This is a genomic window from Pseudomonas sp. CYM-20-01 (assembly GCF_023169845.1).
Taxonomy (GTDB): domain Bacteria; phylum Pseudomonadota; class Gammaproteobacteria; order Pseudomonadales; family Pseudomonadaceae; genus Aquipseudomonas; species Aquipseudomonas azotoformans.
Map to the genome: position 1 here is coordinate 5,785,309 of NZ_AP025169.1, position 19,777 is coordinate 5,805,085.

General features: G+C 60.0%; 23 protein-coding genes and 1 pseudogene. 14 read left to right on the forward strand and 10 right to left on the reverse strand.

Annotation, left to right across the window (positions count from 1 at the left end; all coding sequences use genetic code 11):
* Window positions 1-143 precede the first annotated feature (143 nt).
* From M2497_RS26300 to M2497_RS26315, 4 genes are all read right to left on the reverse strand, one after another.
* Window positions 144-719 (reverse strand): PIN domain-containing protein, encoded by a 576-nt coding sequence (locus M2497_RS26300; protein ID WP_248484256.1) that lies wholly within the window; start codon window positions 717-719, stop codon window positions 144-146.
* On the reverse strand, window positions 716-1,186 hold the full coding sequence (locus M2497_RS26305) for a helix-turn-helix domain-containing protein (protein WP_248484258.1): 471 nt from the start codon (window positions 1,184-1,186) through the stop codon (window positions 716-718). The genes M2497_RS26300 and M2497_RS26305 overlap by 4 nt, the downstream gene beginning before the upstream one ends.
* Window positions 1,187-1,313: 127 nt before the next feature.
* Entirely contained in the window at window positions 1,314-1,541 is a 228-nt protein-coding gene (locus tag M2497_RS26310; RefSeq protein ID WP_248488259.1) for a hypothetical protein, read from the reverse strand.
* Window positions 1,538-2,050 carry a type VI secretion system amidase effector protein Tae4 gene (locus tag M2497_RS26315; RefSeq protein WP_248484261.1) on the reverse strand — a complete coding sequence of 171 codons (513 nt, stop codon included), beginning with the start codon at window positions 2,048-2,050 and terminating at the stop codon, window positions 1,538-1,540. Before M2497_RS26315 ends, M2497_RS26310 begins: the two co-directional genes overlap by 4 nt.
* Before the next feature lie 279 nt (window positions 2,051-2,329).
* Between M2497_RS26315 and M2497_RS26320 the strand changes: the two genes are divergently transcribed.
* The 5 genes and pseudogenes from M2497_RS26320 (at window position 2,330) to M2497_RS26340 (ending at window position 4,797) form a co-directional block, all read left to right on the forward strand.
* On the forward strand, window positions 2,330-3,487 hold the full coding sequence (locus M2497_RS26320; protein WP_248484263.1) for an S-type pyocin domain-containing protein: 1,158 nt from the start codon (window positions 2,330-2,332) through the stop codon (window positions 3,485-3,487).
* A gap of 13 nt (window positions 3,488-3,500) precedes the next feature.
* A complete protein-coding gene (locus M2497_RS26325) occupies window positions 3,501-3,788 on the forward strand; it encodes a colicin E3-like toxin immunity protein (protein ID WP_248484265.1) in 288 nt (95 codons plus the stop codon).
* Window positions 3,789-3,792: 4 nt separating this feature from the next.
* A pseudogene (locus tag M2497_RS26330) lies at window positions 3,793-4,008 on the forward strand (colicin E3/pyocin S6 family cytotoxin); the annotation flags it as partial.
* A gap of 14 nt (window positions 4,009-4,022) precedes the next feature.
* A complete protein-coding gene (locus M2497_RS26335; RefSeq protein ID WP_248484267.1) occupies window positions 4,023-4,310 on the forward strand; it encodes a colicin E3-like toxin immunity protein in 288 nt (95 codons plus the stop codon).
* 145 nt (window positions 4,311-4,455) lie between these two features.
* Entirely contained in the window at window positions 4,456-4,797 is a 342-nt protein-coding gene (locus M2497_RS26340) for a hypothetical protein (protein ID WP_348984767.1), read from the forward strand.
* Between the two features lie 3 nt (window positions 4,798-4,800).
* Here M2497_RS26340 and M2497_RS26345 read toward each other — a convergent pair whose 3' ends face one another.
* The 3 genes from M2497_RS26345 to M2497_RS26355 all read right to left on the reverse strand — a co-directional run bounded on the left by M2497_RS26345 (window position 4,801) and on the right by M2497_RS26355 (window position 7,469).
* Complete coding sequence (locus M2497_RS26345) at window positions 4,801-5,367, reverse strand: hypothetical protein (protein WP_071496422.1); 567 nt, start codon at window positions 5,365-5,367, stop codon at window positions 4,801-4,803.
* A gap of 90 nt (window positions 5,368-5,457) precedes the next feature.
* On the reverse strand, window positions 5,458-6,810 hold the full coding sequence (locus tag M2497_RS26350) for a sensor histidine kinase (protein WP_248484271.1): 1,353 nt from the start codon (window positions 6,808-6,810) through the stop codon (window positions 5,458-5,460).
* Window positions 6,807-7,469: a response regulator gene (locus M2497_RS26355; protein WP_248484281.1), complete on the reverse strand. Its 663-nt coding sequence runs from the start codon at window positions 7,467-7,469 to the stop codon at window positions 6,807-6,809. Before M2497_RS26355 ends, M2497_RS26350 begins: the two co-directional genes overlap by 4 nt.
* Window positions 7,470-7,615: 146 nt before the next feature.
* On the opposite strand from M2497_RS26355, the gene M2497_RS26360 reads away from it, so the two are divergent.
* From M2497_RS26360 to M2497_RS26380, 5 genes are all read left to right on the forward strand, one after another.
* Complete coding sequence (locus M2497_RS26360) at window positions 7,616-7,882, forward strand: PepSY domain-containing protein (protein WP_015885790.1); 267 nt, start codon at window positions 7,616-7,618, stop codon at window positions 7,880-7,882.
* Window positions 7,882-8,427 carry a cytochrome b/b6 domain-containing protein gene (locus M2497_RS26365; protein WP_248484283.1) on the forward strand — a complete coding sequence of 182 codons (546 nt, stop codon included), beginning with the start codon at window positions 7,882-7,884 and terminating at the stop codon, window positions 8,425-8,427. The genes M2497_RS26360 and M2497_RS26365 overlap by 1 nt, the downstream gene beginning before the upstream one ends.
* Before the next feature lie 22 nt (window positions 8,428-8,449).
* A complete protein-coding gene (locus M2497_RS26370; RefSeq protein WP_248484285.1) occupies window positions 8,450-9,718 on the forward strand; it encodes a sialidase family protein in 1,269 nt (422 codons plus the stop codon).
* Window positions 9,718-10,299 carry a hypothetical protein gene (locus tag M2497_RS26375; protein WP_248484293.1) on the forward strand — a complete coding sequence of 194 codons (582 nt, stop codon included), beginning with the start codon at window positions 9,718-9,720 and terminating at the stop codon, window positions 10,297-10,299. The genes M2497_RS26370 and M2497_RS26375 overlap by 1 nt, the downstream gene beginning before the upstream one ends.
* Window positions 10,300-10,397: 98 nt before the next feature.
* Entirely contained in the window at window positions 10,398-12,419 is a 2,022-nt protein-coding gene (locus M2497_RS26380; protein ID WP_248484295.1) for a sulfatase-like hydrolase/transferase, read from the forward strand.
* Here M2497_RS26380 and M2497_RS26385 read toward each other — a convergent pair whose 3' ends face one another.
* A complete protein-coding gene (locus tag M2497_RS26385; RefSeq protein WP_248484298.1) occupies window positions 12,420-12,794 on the reverse strand; it encodes a cytochrome c family protein in 375 nt (124 codons plus the stop codon).
* A 239-nt stretch (window positions 12,795-13,033) separates the two neighbouring features.
* Between M2497_RS26385 and M2497_RS26390 the strand changes: the two genes are divergently transcribed.
* From M2497_RS26390 to M2497_RS26400, 3 genes are all read left to right on the forward strand, one after another.
* The gene (locus M2497_RS26390; RefSeq protein ID WP_248484300.1) at window positions 13,034-13,414 is read left to right on the forward strand and encodes a response regulator; all 381 of its coding nucleotides are present in this window, start codon (window positions 13,034-13,036) and stop codon (window positions 13,412-13,414) included.
* 194 nt (window positions 13,415-13,608) lie between these two features.
* On the forward strand, window positions 13,609-14,223 hold the full coding sequence (locus M2497_RS26395) for a biliverdin-producing heme oxygenase (RefSeq protein WP_248484302.1): 615 nt from the start codon (window positions 13,609-13,611) through the stop codon (window positions 14,221-14,223).
* Complete coding sequence (locus M2497_RS26400; RefSeq protein ID WP_248484304.1) at window positions 14,220-16,463, forward strand: ATP-binding protein; 2,244 nt, start codon at window positions 14,220-14,222, stop codon at window positions 16,461-16,463. Before M2497_RS26395 ends, M2497_RS26400 begins: the two co-directional genes overlap by 4 nt.
* Before the next feature lie 64 nt (window positions 16,464-16,527).
* Here the strand turns inward: M2497_RS26400 and M2497_RS26405 are convergent, their stop codons facing one another.
* Together M2497_RS26405 and M2497_RS26410 are read right to left on the reverse strand one after the other, a co-directional pair.
* On the reverse strand, window positions 16,528-17,847 hold the full coding sequence (locus M2497_RS26405; protein WP_248484306.1) for an ATP-binding protein: 1,320 nt from the start codon (window positions 17,845-17,847) through the stop codon (window positions 16,528-16,530).
* Entirely contained in the window at window positions 17,844-18,554 is a 711-nt protein-coding gene (locus M2497_RS26410) for a response regulator (protein ID WP_248484308.1), read from the reverse strand. The genes M2497_RS26405 and M2497_RS26410 overlap by 4 nt, the downstream gene beginning before the upstream one ends.
* 166 nt (window positions 18,555-18,720) lie before the next feature.
* Between M2497_RS26410 and M2497_RS26415 the strand changes: the two genes are divergently transcribed.
* Window positions 18,721-19,509: a VacJ family lipoprotein gene (locus M2497_RS26415; protein ID WP_248484310.1), complete on the forward strand. Its 789-nt coding sequence runs from the start codon at window positions 18,721-18,723 to the stop codon at window positions 19,507-19,509.
* The last annotated feature ends 268 nt before the right edge of the window (window positions 19,510-19,777 follow it).

The following is a 19,777-nucleotide window of genomic DNA, read 5'->3' on the forward strand; positions in this document are numbered from 1 at the left end:
GCAATTTTATCTGTAGCATTATTAATGCAAATCCTCACCCTGATACAGGCACACGATAGATAAAAAAGCTGAATTGATTGGAACCACACAGTACTTTTATTAAAAGCGTGATCTTAGCGAGAACTGCACCGTTCGTATGAAATTTACAGCATCAACTCATAAGGCCCCAGCACCTTACTAGTCTGCACCAACCCCTGCCGCATCAACATCTCAAGATAACTCCCCGCCTCCATCGGAGGCCGCTTCAACGCCCGCCTCTGCTTCTGCGCCGCTCCCAGCACCGCCGCCTGATCCAGATCCCAAAGATCCGAAATAAAGTCATCTGGATGCATCGGCTCAATATCATAAGCAGACAGAATGTGCGCCGGGAAATCTTTCAAATTGAACGTCACGATAACCTCAGCTTTGCTCCGAATTGCCGCCGCCAGCACGTGACGATCATCTGGATCGGGCAGATCCAGACTCGAGCACAGATCCTCATATCCCGTCACCAAAGCGTCAGGTATAGCCTTGTCCATCAGCGCTGACGTGCAATTCACTTGCTCCGCCGTCAGATCGGGCCGGTTCTTGAGTACGTTGCGCTTCCACTCCTCATGAATCTGGCGGGTCCATCTCGCTCGATACAGCCCTGACAAGCCAAGCCACATCAGTAAATCCCGAAGCGCTGCCGGGTAAAGAACACAAGCATCGTATACAGCAGTAAAAGGCGAACACCTCATCCGTCATACCCCATTCCCAACTCCTGTGCCTGTTGTGCCAACGCTTCCATCGCCTCCTGACTTTCCTCATCCCTCCGCTGCTTGAACGCCATCAAGTCCGAAAAACGGATGCGTCGATGCCGACCGGTTTTTGTAAAGGGAATAGCGCCCTCCTCCAGCATCTTGACCAAGTGCGGCCGTGAAACGTTAAGCAGGTCAGCCGCTTCCTGCGATGTCAATTCAGCGTGCACCGGGACTACCTTGACCGCATTGCCGATCGCTAACTCGCCCAAAATATCGACCAGCAAGCGCAGTGCTGAGGTGGGGAGTACGAGGCTGTGAGGCTTATCTTCTTTGTCGAAGATGTCGATGCGCTGGGTTTCAAATTTGGTCGACAGCAGCGAGGCCAGCTCACGCTGGCCTTGTACGGCAGCTTCGACTTCCTTTTCCAGAGGAGGAATGGTTTTAGGGAGGTGATTGGCCATCATGATGCAACTCCGGTGTTTCGAAATTCAGTTGAGACCAAACCTAAACGAAACAAACGAAAATCGCAATATTCGAAACACCAACATCGGGCGCTACCCAATAGGCTCCTACTTCCGCTTGGTAAGCTCATCACCTCCTTCGCAGAAACCTGCGATACCAACCCACTCCACCCGCCACGGCCCCGACAACAACCACCCCATTCCCCACCAGCCAAAGCCCAAAATTCCGGCTCTGCTCCGCATCCCCCTCATAAAACGGCCCAAAATACGCCGATACCACCACTACCACACCGTTAAACACCCCAAGTGCCACCGCAACCACCAGCACAACAAACACCACCCCCTTAACCACTTTCAGGCAACCTTCCAAAACCATATCTCCCTGGACTCGTGATAATCCGAGAACGTCCCTTCAATCGAAAATCCCAGCTGAATACGCGGATAGCTCAACCAGTCCGTCAACCGCCGCCCGTTCCACAAGTCGATGTGATCACCACTGCGATTACCGAACGACTCGTTTCCCCGGCGCCAAAAGTCTTTGAAGAAGATAATGCCTTGATGCCCAGCCAGCTCATCTTCGAAGCTTTCGGGTTTTATCTTCTTCACGCTTCGTAAACCGGGAATGATGCCGCGGCTTAAAGCGTTGGCCATTTCCTCTGCGGCCGGTATGTGCCCCTCGCTTTTGGGATGCTGCCAACAATAGCGCACGCTGCTTAATCTGCTCAGGTCAACGCCAGATCTACGCAGTGCCACTTCAAGATTGATCGCGCATTGATCACTGAAATTCTTGGCGCCGTTGGTTCTGCATGGTGCTGCGTCACCAAAGATTTCCGGGTGGTTTTTCCATAGGGTGTTGAATGTCAGCATTCTGCTTTTCCATGCGTATTTTTCCGCGACCGTAGCAAACACGGTGCGGCTAAAGAGAACGTCAGAGCGAATCCAGAACGGTCCTACGCAATACGTAGGCTTGGTTTGCAGGACAAAACGCACACACCTGTCGCGTATGGATCAAGGCGCTCAAACGCTCGCCTTCTAGAGCGCTGACAACCTGTTGCCTTTTCCCACACCAGGCATCGAACAAAGCCAATACCTCCCATCGCTCCCCCCTCGTAGGCTCACCTCCTCGCACAAGGACGTGAGCCCGTCATGCCAGAACGCTTTTACCCACCCACCGAAGAAGAGTTACGCAAACGACGCATCCTGGCGCCGCAGCCATCGCGTGCGCCGTATTCGCCATCGGTTGATTTTTTCGAGCCATCCCCTGCCCCCACGCGAGCCAGACCTCCCGGCTGCGTCTTCATGAAGCCTTGCCAACTGCCTGACGGCATCACTCATTACTTCAACCCGGCCGGGTATGTGCCGTTGGAGCTGATCAGGGAGTACGGCCACTTAAGCCTGCTGGGTGGGAGTGAGGTGGATAGCAGGGGCGCGGTTGCCTTGCGCAAGATCGGCGGCAGCACATTGCCCGCTGGCTTGGGGCAGTTGGCGTTGCGGTCGGCGGTTTGGGAGTCGGCGGCGACTGCCGTTGGATCGGTCGCCGGGGGCCTGCTGACGGGTTTGGTGGCGCTGGCCTGGCCGTCAGAGTTGGGTGATAGCGCGCTCTACAACGAGGAGCAGTTGCGTTCGATGCAACGGGCGCGGTCGCAGATGCGGTTGCATATCGAGCAACGCGAGGACGGCACGCTCAAGGGGTATGGGTTCTACACGGGCAACCATGCCGATTGGCAGATGATTGATGTGGTGCAGTTTCAACAGCGTAACGATCAGTTTGTGGCGGATTTGGGTGAGGGTGTGGAGCTGATCTGGACGCCCGCCGTTGATCCCAGTGACACGCTGGGGATTCCGGCCTTGGAGGCTGCGCCGCAAGCGCCGGTGATCTGGATTTATCCGCCGACGGAGAAAGCGGCGCAGATTCTGGTGAACCCGGTTTATCCACCGGAGTATCGGGATTTTATTCTGGTGTTCCCGGTGGAGTCGGGGGTACGGCCGCTGTATGTGGTGCTCAACAAGCCAAGGAAAGGGCTCAGAAACCCAGACCATGACTACTTCCCAGCCCCCAAAGCCGAAGATATAACAGGCTTCCCTGGTCTGATTCCGCAAAGGCCTGTGACGCCAAGAAGAGGTGGCGTTGGCTTACGTGAACGTTGGATAGACGCAAAAGGAAGAAAAATATTTGAATGGGATTCCAAGAAAGCCGAGCTGGAAGTCTATCGAAACAGTGACTTGGAACACCTCGGTGCATTTGATCCTTATACCGCCGAGCGTCGAGGACCGGCGGATCCGAAACGTCGAATTTATAGATAAAGAGGATTTTGAAATGGTGATGAAAATCAGACTGCGATGGTACGAAAAGCACAGCAATGACTTGAAAGCGGATGAATACTCAGCGGATATCGCAGACCCAGACAGTATTTTTGAAGCATTGGGCTTAAGCGAAGAGACCGCGATATATGCCGACGTATTCAACGTCCAACCCAATTGGATAACGCTAATTCAGCCGTACTTCCAGCACGTGATCCAACCCAACCACCTCGACTACCAAATCTCCTTCCGCTACCAAGGCGCCTGGCCACCGCCTCCAAAACAGTCCAAAAAAGCGTCGTGATGCAATTATAGAACAGAAGAGAAAGACGCGAAAACGTAACGGCGGCGGTCTTCGGGAACGTTGGAAGGACGCGAAAGGAAAGAGACTTTTTGAGTGGGATTCGGAACAAGGTGAGCTGGAAGTCTACCGATACAGCGATGTGAAACACCTAGGTTCATTTGACCCATATACGGGAGAGCAGCGGGGCCCGGCGAAAGATGAACGGCGAATTACAAAATAAACGGAGAGTCAATCATGGTGATGAAGATAAGACTGGAATGGTTTGACAAACAAACCGAAAACTTAGAGGCGGACGAATACTCAGCAAACCTCAACGAGGATGATGGCATTCTCAAAGCACTGGACCTCCATGACGAGCCTCAAATTTATGCCGGAGGATTCGATGTTCTCCCAAGTTGGGTAGCGATTCTCCAGCCACATTTCCGACACGTTATAGAGCCTGGCCTTTTCGACTACCAAATCTCCTTCCGCTACCAAGGCGCCTGGCCACCGCCTCCAAAACAATCCAAAAAGGCGTCGTGATGCAATGAAACCCACATCGCAAAAACCCCTCCTCTACCGCTCAGTCAACACCCGAACCCATGGCGTGCGCCACGGCAGTTGTCGCGCCTACCGGTATGAGCGGCACACCAAAGGCGAAAAAGACAAACAATCAAACCGCGGGTCGATGCATAGCCATCAACGGCATGGCTTTGATTACACCCCGCTATTCCGCTTTCTCCTCTCCAAAGTCGGCCACCCATGGGACCAGGTGTTCAGCGAAGCCAACGCCCGCCTGGATCGTCCGGAGCCGGTGTTCTGGATGGTCGCGCAACATGAAAGCGACAAGCAGGATTACGTGAGAACGGATGAAAACAGCTACTACAGCGGCTTGTATGTCGACGAAGGCGGCCTGCTGCAAAAGGTCAACCCACAGCTGACGCCCGAGCAGATGAAACCCTGCTGCAACTGCTGCACCCACACCTTCAACGGTGTGGTATTCCCGCAGGGTCTACCACACCACGGCTAACCCTCAACCCGACTTAACCCCACTCCCCGCCTCAGCCACCGGTACCCGATTCGCCGGATCGGTCACGTCATACACATGCTGCTCACACCCCGACCCCTTGAATTGAAATTCCACCAGATACACCTTTGCCTTCTCCGGGCTGAACGTATTCATCATCGGCCCGCAGGTGTAGTAGTAACCGGTGCGGGTGTCGTTCGCGTAACCCGATACAGTGAGTTTCTTGCCGGGGTCGGCCTGGATTTCCAGTTGTGGAAAACGCTTGAAGCCCGCACTGGCCACGGTCTGGTTGAGCTTGGCGATCCAGTTGAAGACCTTGCCTTCACCGGTGTCCATCACGGTGCCGAGGGCTTCCATGCGTGGGTCGGGGTCGCCTTCGCGGCTGATCGAGAAGTCGACGGCGGGAGTGCCGCCACTGGACTTCATGATGACTTTGGCGTGCTCCGCATCCACAGCCACGGTTTTCTGGCGAAACTGAATGCCGTCCTTGAGCAGGCTGGGCGATGAGTCGCGTTGGTTGGATTGGCAGGCGCCCAGGGCCAGGGCAATGGAGAGCAGCGCGATTCGCTTCACGGGGGATGTCCTTATCGGGGAAGAGTGTGATGACTGGACCCGAATTTAAACGGATTGTTCCGCTTCAGGAGGGATGAGCGATGCCGCCGTTCAGGCGCTCTCAAACACCAACCGAGCGCACAACCCACCCTGCTTGCGGTTATGCAGCGCCAACCGACAGCCGATCTTGCCGACGATCATCTGCACAATCGCCAACCCCAAGCCCGCGCCATTGGCATTATCCCGGCTGTAGAACCGTTCGAACAGGCGCTCCATTTGCGCCTCATCAATCCCGGGGCCCCGGTCTTTGACACTCAAACAATGAGCCCCCATCACGACTGTCACTTCACTGCCCGCCGGGGAAAAGTTAAGCGCATTGGTCACCAGGTTTTGCAGCGCAATCGCCAGCGCCACGGGCTCGGTTTCGACCCAGCAGTCTTCGTTGCCTTCGAGCACCAGCTCTACGCCTTTTTCCATGGCCAGGGGGGTCAATTCGGCGAGTTCTTCGCGCACCAGTTCAGTCAGGTGCACACGGCCGCACACGGGGTTGTGCAACTGGGGTTCGATGCGCGCCATGGTCAGTAACTGGCTACCAATACGGGTAGCGCGGTCGACGCCATTGACTAGAAAATCCAAGGCTTCGCGGCGCTGTTCTCCAGTGACGGCGCTTTGCGCGTTCTGCGCGTGAATGCGCAGGATCGCCAGGGGCGTGCGCAGTTCATGGGCGGCGTCGGCGATGAAGCGGCGTTCGCGGTCGAGCAGTTCATCCACTTGGACCAGCAGCCGGTTCAGCGCGGTCTGCATGGGTTCCAGGTCGGTCGGCAGTGGGTTGAGGTGCAGCGGTTGCAAGGTTTCGGTATTGCGTCCACGAATCGACAACACCATGGCGCGCAGCGGTTTGAAGCCCCAGCCGATCACCAGCCAGATCAGCACCGTCAGCAGCGGCACGCCGATCAGCGTGGGCCACAGGGTGTGGCGCATGATGCGCTGGATCACGTCCTGGCGGATGTCGTCGCGCTCACCCACCCAGATCAACACGCCCTGTTGCGAGTCGGCGAGGAGGAAGGCGCACCAGTCGTTGCCGTTGTCCATCAGGTCATGGGAACCCAGGGTGGTCGGTGGCGCCGCCAGCACCGGCGCTTCGGCGGAGCGCACCAGCAGCTCACCCGCGCTGTTCCAGACCTGGAAGGTCAGGCGGGTTTCATAGGGATGGGCCACGCCGTCCTCGCCGACGCGGCTCATGGCCTGGTCGAACGCCTGGTACAACCGTTCCCAACCCGCGTCCTCAGGGTCACGCTGGCGCAGCACGCCTTGCAGCAGGCGCGCACTCTGGGCGAGTTGGGCGTCGTAGACTTCTTCGATTTCGTGGTGGCTGTCGCGCAGGACCAACCAGCTGATCAAGGCATCGCCCAACAGGATCAACACCAACACCGGGATGAGGATGCGCGCGCGAACCGAGGTCATGCGGTGAGTACCAGCACATAGCCGACACCGCGTACGGTGCGGATCAACTCGGTGGATAACTTTTTACGCAGGTTATGAATCAGTACTTCCAACGTGTTGCTCTCGACCCGGTCCTGCCAGCCATACAACGCGCGGGACAGCCGCTCGCGGGTCACGACCTTGCCGGGGCGCACCATCAGTTGGTGCAGCAGTTGGTATTCCATGGGGGTGACGATGATGTCGGCGTCCTGGTAACGCACCTGCTGCGTGGCCGGGTCGAGGCTGACGCCGGCGTGTTCCAGCAGCGGTTGCGCGCGGCCCTGGCTACGGCGCAACAGCGCACGGACACGAGCCTTGAGTTCTTCCACATCGAAGGGTTTGACCAGGTAGTCGTCAGCGCCCGCGTCCAAGCCGGCGATGCGTTCGGCGGTGCCGTCGCGGGCGGTGAGGATCAGCACCGGCAAGTCGTGTTGCTCGGCGCGCAGTTGCTGCAACAGGTCGAGGCCGTCGAGGCGTGGCAAGCCGAGATCGAGCAGCAGCAGGTCGAACGACTCCGTGCGCAGGGCATGCAGGGCGGCAACGCCATCTTGCAGCCAGTCAAGGGTGTAGCCTTCGGCGCCCAGGGCCACGCGAATACCCTGGCCGAGGGCACGGTCATCTTCGACAAGGAGTAGGCGCATTACGGATTCTCTGTAGGAAACGGCGAAATCATGCCGGGTTTCACCGGCGCACCCTCGGCAAAGATGTTACTGCTCGTTGCCAACTAAGCTTGCACTAAGGTTGGTTTTGCACTGTGCAAACTCCTACGTTTGCTGAGAGCTTTTCCATGCGCAAAATTCTCCTGCTGTCCCTGATTCTCGCCAGCCCCCTGGCCGTCGCCGGCCCGCAGTGCACCACCGCCGAACGCTCGCAATGGCAGGACGAAAAAGCCTTCCAGGACAAGCTCAAGGCCGAAGGCTACACCATCAGCAAGTTCAAGGTCACCGACGGCAACTGCTACGAGATCTATGGCTTTGACAAAGACAAGCGCAAGGTCGAGATCTACCACGACCCGGTCACCGGCAAAGCCGTGAAGACCGAGATCAAAGGCTGATGCCAGGCGAATCCCTGCGGCTGTGGGACCCGTTGGTGAGGCTGTTTCATGGCTCTATCGCCGGGGTCTTTGTCGCCAATTACTTCTTTAACGAAGCAGGCGACGACTGGCATGTCTGGCTGGGCTACTACGCCATGGCCTGGTTGCTGGTACGTGGGGTGTGGGGATTTGTCGGACCGCGTAGCGCCCAATGGACGGACTTCTGGCCGACGCCACGACGCCTGACTGCCCACCTACGCTCGCTCCTCAGCGGTCGGCCACAGCATCGCCTGGGCCATTCGCCGATTGGCGCGCTGGTGATGCTATTGATGTTGCTGGCGCTGCTGACCCTGGGTATCAGCGGTTTTCTGATGCAGGAAGTCGACGCTTTGTGGGGTGCCGATTGGCCGCTGCAAATCCACGAGACTGCCGCCAATGTGCTTCTGGGCCTAGTCTGCGTGCATGTGCTGGCAGCGATCGTCGAAAGCCTCCAGGTGCGGGAAAACCTGCCGTTATCCATGCTCACCGGTCGCAGGAAGCGCCTGCCGGATGAACGTGCGCCGTAATTCTTTGACCCACAGGTTCCCTATGCGCTCCGTCCTCCTGATCGTCGGCCTGCTCGCGGTGTTTTTCGCCGCCTGGCAAAGCCATCCGCCCCATTTACTGGCACCGTTTGCCCAGGTGAGCCCGAACACCGCCAAAGTGGCATCGGCCCCGCAGTACACCAGCCGGTTTGTATCGACACAGCTCACCGACTTTGTGCACTCCTCGTCCGTCACTGCCCTGCCCGGTGGCGACCTGATGGCGGTGTGGTTCGCCGGTTCCCGCGAAGGTGCCGCCGATGTGCAAGTGCGTACCGCGCGCTTCGACGCACGCGCCGGCGAATGGGGCGCCGAGCAGGTGCTGGCCACGCGGGAAAGCACCCGCGACGGCACCCAGCGCTATATCCGCAAGCTCGGCAACCCGGTGATTGCCCTGGCGCCAGACCAACGCCTGTGGATGTTTTATGTGTCGGTATCGGTTGGGGGCTGGGCCGCCAGTGCGATCAATGTGATGGTATCGGATGACCTGGGCGCCAGTTGGTCGGCACCGCGGCAACTGGTGACGTCGCCGTTCTTCAACATCAGCACGCTGGTGCGCGCCGCGCCGGTGTTCCATGCCGATGGCTCCATCGGGCTGCCGGTGTATCACGAGTTCATGGGCAAGTTTGCCGAGTACCTGTACTTGAGCGCCGACGGGGCGGTGATCGACAAATTCCGCATCAGCCGCGGCAAGCATTCCCTGCAACCGACTATCGTGCCGCAGGATGGCCTACGCGCCGTGGCGATGTTGCGTTACGCCGGCGACACCCACCACCGCGTGCTGGCCAGCCGCACCGAAGACGCCGGGCAGACTTGGAGCGAGCCCTACCCGCTGGCGCCAGCCAACCCCAATTCATCGCTGGCGGCGGTGGGCACGCAGGATGATGGTTTGCTGGTGGCTCTCAATGACTTGGAGGACGGTCGCTTCAAGCTCAGCCTGTATGGCACCGACGCACAGCTCACACAGTGGCGCACCGTGGTGGAACTGGACCAGTCACCCGACCCGCTCGGCCAACCGTTTTCGCCCGAGGCCTATAAAGCAATCATCGGCGAGGGCTTCCGCGCCTCCAGCGGTGCCCGGCGCCTGCCGCTGGAGCAGCGCTTCCTCAGTAACCTCGACTACCGCGTGTGCAAACCCCAGGGCTGCGATTTCGAATACGAATACCCGTATTTCAGCCGCAGCCCGGACGGCATGTACCACCTGGTGTATTCGTGGAATAACACCTTTATCAAGCATGTCAGCTTCAACGAAGCTTGGCTGGCGGAGCGTCTGTGATGGTTGCTGTGTGGCAGGCCCATTTGAGTTTTGTGTTGCTGGGTTTCGTGGCGCTGAGCGCGCTGCGCTTCACCGAAGCGTGGCGGCCATGGTTGCTACCGGTGTTGGTGGCGGTGAGTTTTATCCCGGTCAATGCGCTGCCCCTGGCGGCGTATGTGCGCAGTTTTACTGATGACTTGGCGATCAGCACCTTGGTGTTGTTGGCATGGGTGGGGTTGTGCCGGCTGGGCGTGGTGCGGGCGCTGGATCGACCCCATCAGGTACAGATGCTGCTGCTCTTTGGGCTGCTGAGCCTGTTGTTGTACCCCGCCACCTTAGGCCTGACCTATGTCGATCCTTATCGCTGGGGCTTCAACCCTCGCCCGATGATTGTGCTGGTGGCTGCGGCGGCACTGGTGATGCTGTGGCTGCGCAACGCGCTGGCGGTGTGGATGTTGGCGGTGGGCACGCTGGCGTTCGCGCTGCGGCTCAAGGCATCGGAAAACTACTGGGACTATCTGGTCGATCCGCTGCTGACGGTCTACTGCGTAGTCGCCGGACTAATGCAATTCAAACTGTGGGAGCGGGCTTGCCCGCGATAGCGGTGTATCAGTTACCGCTATGTTTACTGAACCACCGCTATCGCGGGCAAGCCCGCTCCCACATGGGTTCTGCGTCGTTTTAAAGAATGGGAAAAATAATGAGTGCGTTGCAATCACGCCGCCTGCGCTACGGCGTGGGCGCGATCGGGTTGGTGTTTGTGCTGCTGGCGGCGTTGCGGCTGGTATTTGTGTTGGGTTTTTCCGGCCTTGACTTCAGTACTCCGGCCCTGCTGGAAACCCTGGGCATCGGCCTGCGGTTCGACCTGCGCCTGGCGGTGCTGGTCCTGCTGCCGCTGGCCGTGCTGGCATGGCTGCCGCGCTGGAACCTCGTCACTCTGCCGGCCCTGCGCTGGCTGGCACGCGGGTATCTGACGGTGGCGCTGGCATTGGTCGGCCTGGTGTACATCATCGACTTCGGCCATTACGCCTACCTCGGCGTACGCATCAATGCGACGGTGCTGCGCTACCTGCAAGACGCACAGATTTCACAACAGATGGTGTGGGAAACCTACCCAGTGCTGTGGATAACTGCCTGCTGGCTGGCGGCGGTGGCGCTGTGGGTCTGGGCGCTCGTCTGTCTCGAACGATTGACACTCGACCGTGCGCCCAGCGCCAGCGGCAAGCTGTCCTTGGTCGCCGTTTCCGCCATTGCAGTGGTCGGCGTGCTACTGGCGCTGCTCGGCCGCGTCGCCCATCTCAATCTGGAAAACCCGGTGCCCTTGCGCTGGAGTGATGCGTTCTTTTCCGGCAACAGCCAAGTGGCGGCGGTAGGACTGAACCCGGTGCTGTTTTTGTACGACACCCTCAAGGTCGGCCAGTCGCAGTTTGATGAAGCCCAGGTGCGCAAGCATTACCCGCAGATCGCCGACTACCTGGGAGTCGACCAACCTGATGCGCAGCAACTCAACTTTATTCGCAGCCAGAGCGTGCAGCCGTATCGCCTGGCGGGCGAGCGCCCGCCCAACGTGATCTTCGTGATGCTCGAATCCCTTGGCACCAGCGCCGTAGGCGCCTACGGCAACCCGCTCAACCCCACGCCGAACCTGGACAAACTGGCCACCCAGAGCTGGTTCTTCAAACACTTCTACGTGCCCGTCACCGGCACCGCCAAGACCGTGTGGGCCAGCATCAGCGGCGTGCCGGACGTGACCCGCCAGGAGACTGCCACGCGCAACCCGCTGATCACGCGCCAGCACACGCTGATCAACGCCTTCGAGGGTTACCAGAAGTTCTACATGATCGGCGGCAATGCCGGCTGGGCGAATATCAACGCGTTGATTCGTCAGAGCATCGACGGTGTGCAGTTGTATGAAGAACGCCACTGGCGTTCACCACGGGTGGATGTGTGGGGCATTTCCGACCTGGACCTGTTCAAGGAAGGCGACCAGTTGCTGCGCGCCGTGCCCAAGGACCAGCCGTTCTTCGCCTACCTGCAAACCTCCGGCAACCATCGCCCGTTTACCATCCCCAAGCAAAACGATGGTTTCCAGGTGAAGGACGTGACCCTGGAGCACGTCCAGGCCGCCGGGTCGCGCAGCGTCGAGCAGTACAACGCGGTGCGATTGCTGGACTACAACATCGGCCGCCTGATGGAAATCGCCAAGGCCGGCGGCTGGTACGACAACAGCATTTTCGTGTTCTTCGGCGACCACAACACGCGCATCAGCCAGATCCCGCACATGGCGCCGGCCTTTGAGCAGCTTGGTTTGGAGAGCAATAACGTACCGCTGCTGATCCACGCCCCTGGCCTGGCCCCCCGGGTGATCGAGGAGGCCGTGGGCCTGGCGGACCTGTTGCCCACCGTCGCCGGCATGGCGGGCATACCGTTTCGCAATGGCGCGCTGGGGCGTGATATCCAGCAACCGGCGCCCGAAGGCGAACGCGTGGTGCCGCTGGTGTTGCGCGAAGGCACCTTCCCGATCATTGGCGGCGTCACCCGGCACTTCCTGCTGCAGATGCAACACGACGGCAGCTCGCCGACCCTGCATGACCTGGCCTCACCCAGCCCGCGAGAGAACGTAGCCGCGCAGCACCCCGAAGAGTTTCAACGTTTGCAGGGCTTGACCCGAGGGCTGCATGAGAGCGCACGGTTGATGCTGTTCAGCAACGTACGAGAGTGATTATTGGGGCTGGAAAGTTTCGAGGTAGGCCAGGATGTCGGCAATCTTGTCCTGGTCGCTGATGCCCCAAAAAATCATCCGCGTGCCACTCACCACCTTCTTCGGCGCTTCGATATAGGCGGCGAGCTTGTCGCGGGTCCAGACCACACCGGAGTTTTTCATCGCGTCGGAATATTGATAGTCCGTGGTCGTCCCGGCGGGCCTGCCAATGATGCCGTTGAGCTGCGGACCAAAACCGCCGCGCGCACCTTCGCCGATGCTGTGGCAGCCGCCGCAGGTCTTGGTGAAGAGTTTGCCGCCCGCCTCGGCGTCGCCGGCCGCCAAAGCGGGGCTTGCGTTGAGGGCCAGGGCGAGGGTGAACAGGGCGTACTTCATGGCAGACTCCACAGCAGTTGTAGCGGGCGATTATGCCTGTTTGTCTGGAGCGCATGCTCATCCAGATTACCGTTTCAGTCCTTGGGGGGGGCGCAGCGCCACTATCCTCCCGCCCCCCTTGCGCAAATGTGCCACCTAGACCCTCTGAATGACCATCCATCGCTTCATACATATCCAATCGAACCTATGCAGCTGTGTTCTACTCCACCTCTATGAACCCTGATGGTGGAGTAAGGATCATGGCTCAGCCATCGATTTTGGTATTGGAAGACGACGAAATCATTCGGGCGTTGATGGTGGATGTGCTTGAGGAATTCGGCGCGGTGGTGACGTCGTTTCCTTCGGCGGATGAAGGGATGATTTACCTGGAGCGGGGCGACGATCCGGTGGACCTGATTGTCAGCGATATCCAGATGCCGGGTTTGCTCAACGGCTACGATCTGAGCAAGGTGGTGGCGCATCGTTGGCCGACGGTGCCAGTGGTGTTGACCTCCGGTAATACGAAGCTGGCGACACAGTTGGGCGGCTCGGTGCGGTTCCTGCCCAAGCCCTGGAGCTCCGAACATTTGATCCAATGTGTGCAAACCGCGCTCACCCAGCAAGGTCTATCCATGCATTGATAGCGCTTCAACATCACTCGAACCGAACTTCATGGCGGGCGCTGTGGTCATTGATGAAGCAAGGAGCGACTTTTCTGATCCGCTGGTCAGCCTTTTCGCCTTGTGCGTACAGCTGCCTGCCTTGAGTTGTGTAGAATTGTCGCCCATAAAACGCGTCATTCATGGCCGAGAGGCCCACAGTTCGAGCTCATTGAATGCATTCACAGGCCCATGACGTTGGTGCGCCCTCTTTGCTGGAAACGTTGCGCACAGGCACGGCCCTGCTGCATGTGGCGTTGGAAAAGCGCCTGCCGTTTTTCTCTGAGCGCCTGGATGCCGATTGGTATCAGCGCTTGCTTGAGGCGTACTACGGGTTTTATGGGCCGATGGAAGCAGCGTTGTACGAATGCGATTTGATACCTGAGGGCTTCGACCATGGGTTACGTACGAAAACCCCGACGCTAGTGCACGATCTCGATGCACTGGGCCTGAATGAACAGGCTATCGGCGCCCTGCCCCGCTGCGCCGAACTGCCGAACCTCGACACCCCCGCCGCTTGCCTCGGAGCCCTGTACGTGCTGGAAGGCGCGACCCTCGGCGGCCAAGTGCTGCGCCGGGAAATGGCCCAGCGCCTGGACGTCAATGCCGATAACGGTGGGGCGTTTCTCGATGTATACGGCGCCGAGACCGGTCGACGCTGGAAAGACTTTCTCGATTATCTGGGCCGCCTGCCGCTGGATGCCCCCGCCAAACAGCGCGCGGTAGAGGCAGCCCGTTCGACATTCCGCTGCTTTGAGCAATGGCTCGACAGCCAGGAGGTACTGCTATGAAACCCGAAGATTTTGAAGAGCTGCTTGCCAACTGTGCCAACGAGCCGATTCGCTTCCCGGGGGCGATCCAGCCCCATGGCGTGCTGCTGACATTGTCCGAGCCCGAGCTGAATATCATCCAGGTCAGCGCCAACGTGGGCAGCTTGTTCGGCCATGCGCCCGAGGCGCTGCTGGGCCAGCCGCTGCACACGCTGGTGGGCGCCGAGCACGCCCAGGCCGTTGCTGCCATGGCCGAAAACAACACGTTTTTTGACGCGCCGCCGCTGCACGTTTCCTTTAACGGCGCAGAGTTCGAAGGCCTGCTGCACCGCCATCAGAATGTGCTGGTGCTGGAATTCGAGCCGCGTCTCAAAGACTTCCGTCCACGGGCACTGAACGGGCGCACCAGTGACCTGGGCAAGATGCTGCAACGTTTGCAGTCGGCGAAAACCCTGCAAGCGCTGTACGAAATCAGCGTGACTGAAATCCAGGCCATGACCGGCTACGACCGCGTGCTGATCTACCGCTTCGAAGACGAAGGCCACGGCCAGGTGATCGCCGAAGCGTCGGCGCCGTCCATGGAGCTGTTCAACGGGTTGTTCTTCCCCGCGTCCGACATCCCGGAGCAGGCCCGCGAGCTGTACCGCACCAACTGGCTACGCATCATCCCGAACGCGGCCTACGAGCCGGTTCCGCTGTTGCCTAAGCTGCGCCCGGACACCGGCCAGCCGCTGGATCTGAGCTTTGCCACCCTGCGCAGCGTGTCGCCGATCCACTGTCAGTACATGCAGAACATGGGCGTGTTGTCGTCCATGAGCATCTCGCTGATGAAGGGCGACAAACTCTGGGGCCTGATCAGTTGCGGCAACCGCGAGCCGCTGCTGGTGCCGAACGACTTGCGCACTGCCTGCCAGACCATCGGCCAGGTGCTGTCGCTGCAGATCAGCGCCATGGAGGCCCTGGACCTGAGCCGCCAGCGCGAAGAGAAAGTCGAGGCCCTGGCGTTGCTCGACCAAGCGATGAAGCGCTCGGCAGAGAACGTATTCGACGGCCTGGCCCAGCAACCGCAGTTGCTGATGGACCTGACCTTGTCCGGCGGCGTGGCGATCATCGAAGACAAACAACTGCACCGCTACGGCAACTGCCCGGAACCGGCGCAGATCCGTGCCTTGCACAAGTGGCTGCAAGGGCGCGGTGAGCCGGTGTTTTCCAGCCATAACCTGGTGTCGGTTTACCCACCGGCCGCCGAGTTCCAACAAGTGGCCAGTGGCGTATTGGCCATGAGCCTGCCTAAGCCTGTGGACAACGGTGTGCTGTGGTTCCGCCCGGAAGTTAAGGAGAACATCAACTGGAGCGGCGACCCGAAAAAACCGCTGGACCTGGAAAACTCTGACGCCGGCCTGCGCCTTCGCCCACGCACCTCGTTTGAAATCTGGAAAGTGGAAATGGCCGGTATCTCCACCAAATGGAGCCACGGCGACCACTTTGCCGCCAACGACCTGCGCCGCTCGGCCCTGGAAAACGACCTGGCGCGCCAGGTGCTGCGCGAGCAACAAGCGGTGCGTGCGCGTGATGAGCTGGTGGCGGTGGTGTCCCACGACCTGCGTAACCCGATGACGGTGATCTCGATGCTGTGCGGCATGATGCAAAAGGCCTTCAGCTCCGATGGCCCACACACCTCGCGACGCATTTCCTCGGCTATCGACACCATGCAACAGGCCGCCGGGCGCATGAACGTGCTGTTGGAAGACTTGCTCGACACCTCGAAAATCGAGGCCGGGCGGTATGTGGTCAAGCCGGTGGCACTCGACGTGACCCAGATCTTCGAGGAAGCCTATTCCCTGCTGGCACCGCTGGCGATGGATAAGGGCATCGACCTGTCTTTCAACGCCGAGCCGGGCCTGCAGATCAATGCCGACCCGGAGCGTCTGTTCCAGGTGCTGTCGAACCTGATCGGCAACGCGATCAAGTTCACTCCGCGCCAGGGCAACATCGGCATCAGTGCCATGAGCAATGGCGAAGAAATTGTGTTCTCCGTGCGCGACTCCGGCGAAGGCATTGCACCGGAACAACTGCCGCACGTGTTTGACCGTTACTGGACCCAGACGGAAAACAACCCGACCGGCAGCGGGCTGGGGCTGTATATCACCCAAGGTATCGTCCAGGCCCACGGCGGCAAGATCGTTGCCGAGAGTGAAGTGGGTCGGGGGAGTGAGTTCCGGTTTACGGTGCCGAAGGTGATCGACGACTCGCATACCTGAGTGGGTGGTTTGAGGGCTGCTGCGCAGCCCAGCGCGGGGCAAGCCCGCTCACGACAAGGTCCCCTTAAACCGGCAGCACCACCACCGCTTCCAGCCCTCCGCCGTGGCGTTCGGTCAGGGTCAGGGTGCCGCCGTGTTCCAGCACAATCGCCCGGGCGGTCGAGAGCCCCAAGCCCACACCGCCCGTGCTTTTGTTGCGTGAGCCTTCCAGGCGATAGAACGGCAGGAACACCTCCTCCCGATGTTCAGCCGCAATGCCCGGGCCGCGATCCAACACGCGAATCACCACCTCGTCCTGTGTGTGCTGCAACTCGATCTCCGGCGCGACGCCATAGTGGATCGCGTTGTCCACGAGGTTGGTCATCACCCGCTTGAGCCCCAGGGGCCTGCCGAAATACACCAGGCGTGGCGGACCGTGAAAGGTGATGTCGAGCGCCTGGTCGCGGTAGTCGTCGATCAGGGTTTGCAGCAACTCGGCCAGGTCCAGTTGGGTGGCCGGTTCCAGGCGGGCGTCGTCGCGGAAGAATTCCAGGGCGGTGTTGATCATGGCCTGCATTTCATCGACGTCGCGAAACAGCCGCTGCTGCTGGTCGGCGTCTTCGATGAATTCCCCGCGCAGGCGCAGGCGCGTCAGCGGCGCACGCAGGTCGTGGGAGATGGCCGCGAGCATTTGCGTGCGGTCCTGGATGAAGTGGCGTAACTGCGCCTGCATGCTGTTGAACGCAAGGATCGCCTGGCGGATTTCATGAGGCCCCACCGGTTCGACGGGCGGTGCGCGAAAGTCTGCACCAAAGCGCCGAACGCCGTGGGCAAAGTCCTGCAGCGGTCGCGCCAGTCGCCGAGTGGCCACCAGGGTGACCAGTGCGGTGGAGATCAGCACCAGCAATACCACGATCACACTGCGTGCGCCCTCGTCCAGGCCCCAGCTGCGGGCAGGCGCGGTGAACATCAGCCAGGAATGATCAGCCAGTTGCATCAGCAGCATGTAGTGGCCATTGCCGTCGGGCCAATCGGACGGTTCATAGGCTTCCATAGGGCGGATCGGGCCGTCGAGCAGGTGCTCGAAGGCCTGTTCTCCCGACTGGAAATCCGGGTCCTGCAGCACGGGCAAATCAAATGCTGTTCGCTGCGCCGACCACCTCACGCTGAACGCGTCGTCAGCCATTACTTCTGCCAGACGCGGTCGTTGCGCCGGCGCCGACGCTTCGACCACGCGCACCACCACGGCGATTTTTTCCAGCAGGCCGGTTTCGGTGAGCGGCGGCCGTGCCCAAACCCCCGCCAGCTTCACGAACAGGGCGTTGAACGCCAATGCGGTGAACATCGCGATCAGCACCGTCAGGGCGATCCAGCGGGCCACGGTGTCGCGTGGGCGGCGACTCATGAGCGCGTCACGCTGACGGTGAATTGGTAACCGCCGTTGCGTACCGTGCGGATCATCGCCGGGCGTTTGGTATCGAATTCCAGCTTGCGGCGTAGGCGGCTCACTTGCACGTCGATGCTGCGATCAAACGCGTCGTGGCTGTGGCCCCGCGCCAGGTTCAACAACTGCTCGCGGGTCAGCACGCGCTGGGGGTGTTCGGCGAACACCAGCAGCAGGTCGAACTCGCCGGACGACAACGGGATCATCACCTGGTCGGGCGAGCGTAATTCGCGGCGCGTGAGATCCAGTTGCCAGCCAGCAAAGCGGATCAATGGGCGGGCGACCTCCCCCATCGGCGGTCGCGCTTCACCCGCACGGCGCATGACTGCGCGCACCCGGGCCAGCAATTCGCGGGCATCGAAAGGTTTGCTCAAGTAGTCGTCGGCGCCCATTTCCAGGCCTACCACGCGATCGCTGAGTTCGCCCATGGCGGTGAGCATGATCACCGGCGTCGCATATTGCTGGCGCAGGCGCTGGCACAGCAGCAGGCCGTTGTCACCGGGCAGCATCAGGTCGAGGATGATCAGGTCAGCCGGCTGGCGCTCCATGGCCGCCCACAGCTCGGCGCCACTGGCAGCCGTCTCGACCCCATAGCCGTGTTGCAGGAAAAATTTTTTCAGCAGGGCGAGGACTTCAAGGTCATCGTCCACAATCAACAAGTTGCTCACCGACGGTCTTCACTGGGTGGGGTCGAGGCGCTATCTAAAACCATTCGGCACGGTCCGTCATATATTTCAATCGTGCAATAAAGCGTCAACGGCGCAATAAACCAGACATCTTTGCGCAAGGTCGCACTGCCAGGATCGGCCTCCCTTTTTTGCGGAGACTGTGCCCATGTGCTCGCTGACCTACCCCCGGCATCTGGCCCGCCAGGCCGTGCTGTTGCTGACAGTGTCTTACCTGACGGGCTGCGCAAGCCCGGCCCCGGTAGAGCCCGCGACTCGCTGTGCGCAGGTGAATTACCCGGTGTATGACCCGGCCGAGCCGGTCAACCGCGGCGTGTTCGCGTTCAACCGTGCTGTAGATGACTACGCCCTGGCACCGGTAGCGCGAGGCTACCGTTACCTGCCGGATTTTTTCCAGCAGGGTGTGCATAACTTCGCGAGCAACTTCAGCGAGCCGGAGATATTCATCAACGACCTGCTGCAAGGCAACCCGAGACGGTCGGTCAATACCCTGGGGCGCTTCGCCGTGAACACAACGGTGGGCGTGGTGGGGTTGTTCGATGTGTCGGATCGCCTGGGCATCCCGCGCCATAAAGCCGACTTCGGCCAGACATTCGGTGTGTGGGGGATCGGCAATGGGCCGATTGTCGAACTGCCGTTGCTGGGCACCAGCAATAGCCGGGATGCAGCGGGCAAGGTCTTGGGCTTCCTGGTTTCGCCACTGGGCGACAGCGATACCGTGCAAACCCTGGGCACCATCAGCCTGGTGGGCGGCACCGTCGATACCCGTGCGTCATTGTTGCCGCTCACCGACAGCCTGCAGAAACTGCCGGATTACTACAGCGCGTTGCGCAATGTGGTGGCGGAAAATCGGGCGGCCTTTGTACGCGAGGGCCAGGAAGGCGCGACATCTCCCGGGCTGGACGGTTGCGCCAACAGCGCCTCGGATGACTTCTGAAAGCACTGGCCACCCGTGTCATATCTTGCAGCAGCGCGTTTATAGCTGACTCGTTTCGCCCTCTATAAATTTGGCCTCGCTTCGCTGCTACAGGCGAAGTAGTCCTCTACTCAATAGAAGGAAACATCCATGCTAAGCGCTATCAATCACACACTGGGCAGCTTTCAATACCCTCCACTGCAGCAGGATGATGCAGAGCCCCAGCGCAGGAAGCGCAGCATTGACGTCACACACTCGCAACTGAGCGCCGCCGATCCTGAGAGCACGG

Coding starts and splice junctions, on each gene's coding strand:
- M2497_RS26305 (WP_248484258.1), bottom strand. CDS start 1,186: ATGATGGCCAATCACCTCCCTAAAACCATTCCTCCTCTGGAAAAGGAA.
- M2497_RS26415 (WP_248484310.1), top strand. CDS start 18,721: ATGTGCTCGCTGACCTACCCCCGGCATCTGGCCCGCCAGGCCGTGCTG.
- M2497_RS26360 (WP_015885790.1), top strand. CDS start 7,616: ATGCGCAAAATTCTCCTGCTGTCCCTGATTCTCGCCAGCCCCCTGGCC.
- M2497_RS26300 (WP_248484256.1), bottom strand. CDS start 719: ATGAGGTGTTCGCCTTTTACTGCTGTATACGATGCTTGTGTTCTTTAC.
- M2497_RS26370 (WP_248484285.1), top strand. CDS start 8,450: ATGCGCTCCGTCCTCCTGATCGTCGGCCTGCTCGCGGTGTTTTTCGCC.
- M2497_RS26375 (WP_248484293.1), top strand. CDS start 9,718: ATGGTTGCTGTGTGGCAGGCCCATTTGAGTTTTGTGTTGCTGGGTTTC.
- M2497_RS26325 (WP_248484265.1), top strand. CDS start 3,501: ATGGTGATGAAAATCAGACTGCGATGGTACGAAAAGCACAGCAATGAC.
- M2497_RS26335 (WP_248484267.1), top strand. CDS start 4,023: ATGGTGATGAAGATAAGACTGGAATGGTTTGACAAACAAACCGAAAAC.
- M2497_RS26365 (WP_248484283.1), top strand. CDS start 7,882: ATGCCAGGCGAATCCCTGCGGCTGTGGGACCCGTTGGTGAGGCTGTTT.
- M2497_RS26400 (WP_248484304.1), top strand. CDS start 14,220: ATGAAACCCGAAGATTTTGAAGAGCTGCTTGCCAACTGTGCCAACGAG.
- M2497_RS26390 (WP_248484300.1), top strand. CDS start 13,034: ATGGCTCAGCCATCGATTTTGGTATTGGAAGACGACGAAATCATTCGG.
- M2497_RS26340 (WP_348984767.1), top strand. CDS start 4,456: ATGCATAGCCATCAACGGCATGGCTTTGATTACACCCCGCTATTCCGC.
- M2497_RS26385 (WP_248484298.1), bottom strand. CDS start 12,794: ATGAAGTACGCCCTGTTCACCCTCGCCCTGGCCCTCAACGCAAGCCCC.
- M2497_RS26405 (WP_248484306.1), bottom strand. CDS start 17,847: ATGAGTCGCCGCCCACGCGACACCGTGGCCCGCTGGATCGCCCTGACG.
- M2497_RS26350 (WP_248484271.1), bottom strand. CDS start 6,810: ATGACCTCGGTTCGCGCGCGCATCCTCATCCCGGTGTTGGTGTTGATC.
- M2497_RS26315 (WP_248484261.1), bottom strand. CDS start 2,050: ATGCTGACATTCAACACCCTATGGAAAAACCACCCGGAAATCTTTGGT.
- M2497_RS26380 (WP_248484295.1), top strand. CDS start 10,398: ATGAGTGCGTTGCAATCACGCCGCCTGCGCTACGGCGTGGGCGCGATC.
- M2497_RS26355 (WP_248484281.1), bottom strand. CDS start 7,469: ATGCGCCTACTCCTTGTCGAAGATGACCGTGCCCTCGGCCAGGGTATT.
- M2497_RS26395 (WP_248484302.1), top strand. CDS start 13,609: ATGCATTCACAGGCCCATGACGTTGGTGCGCCCTCTTTGCTGGAAACG.
- M2497_RS26320 (WP_248484263.1), top strand. CDS start 2,330: ATGCCAGAACGCTTTTACCCACCCACCGAAGAAGAGTTACGCAAACGA.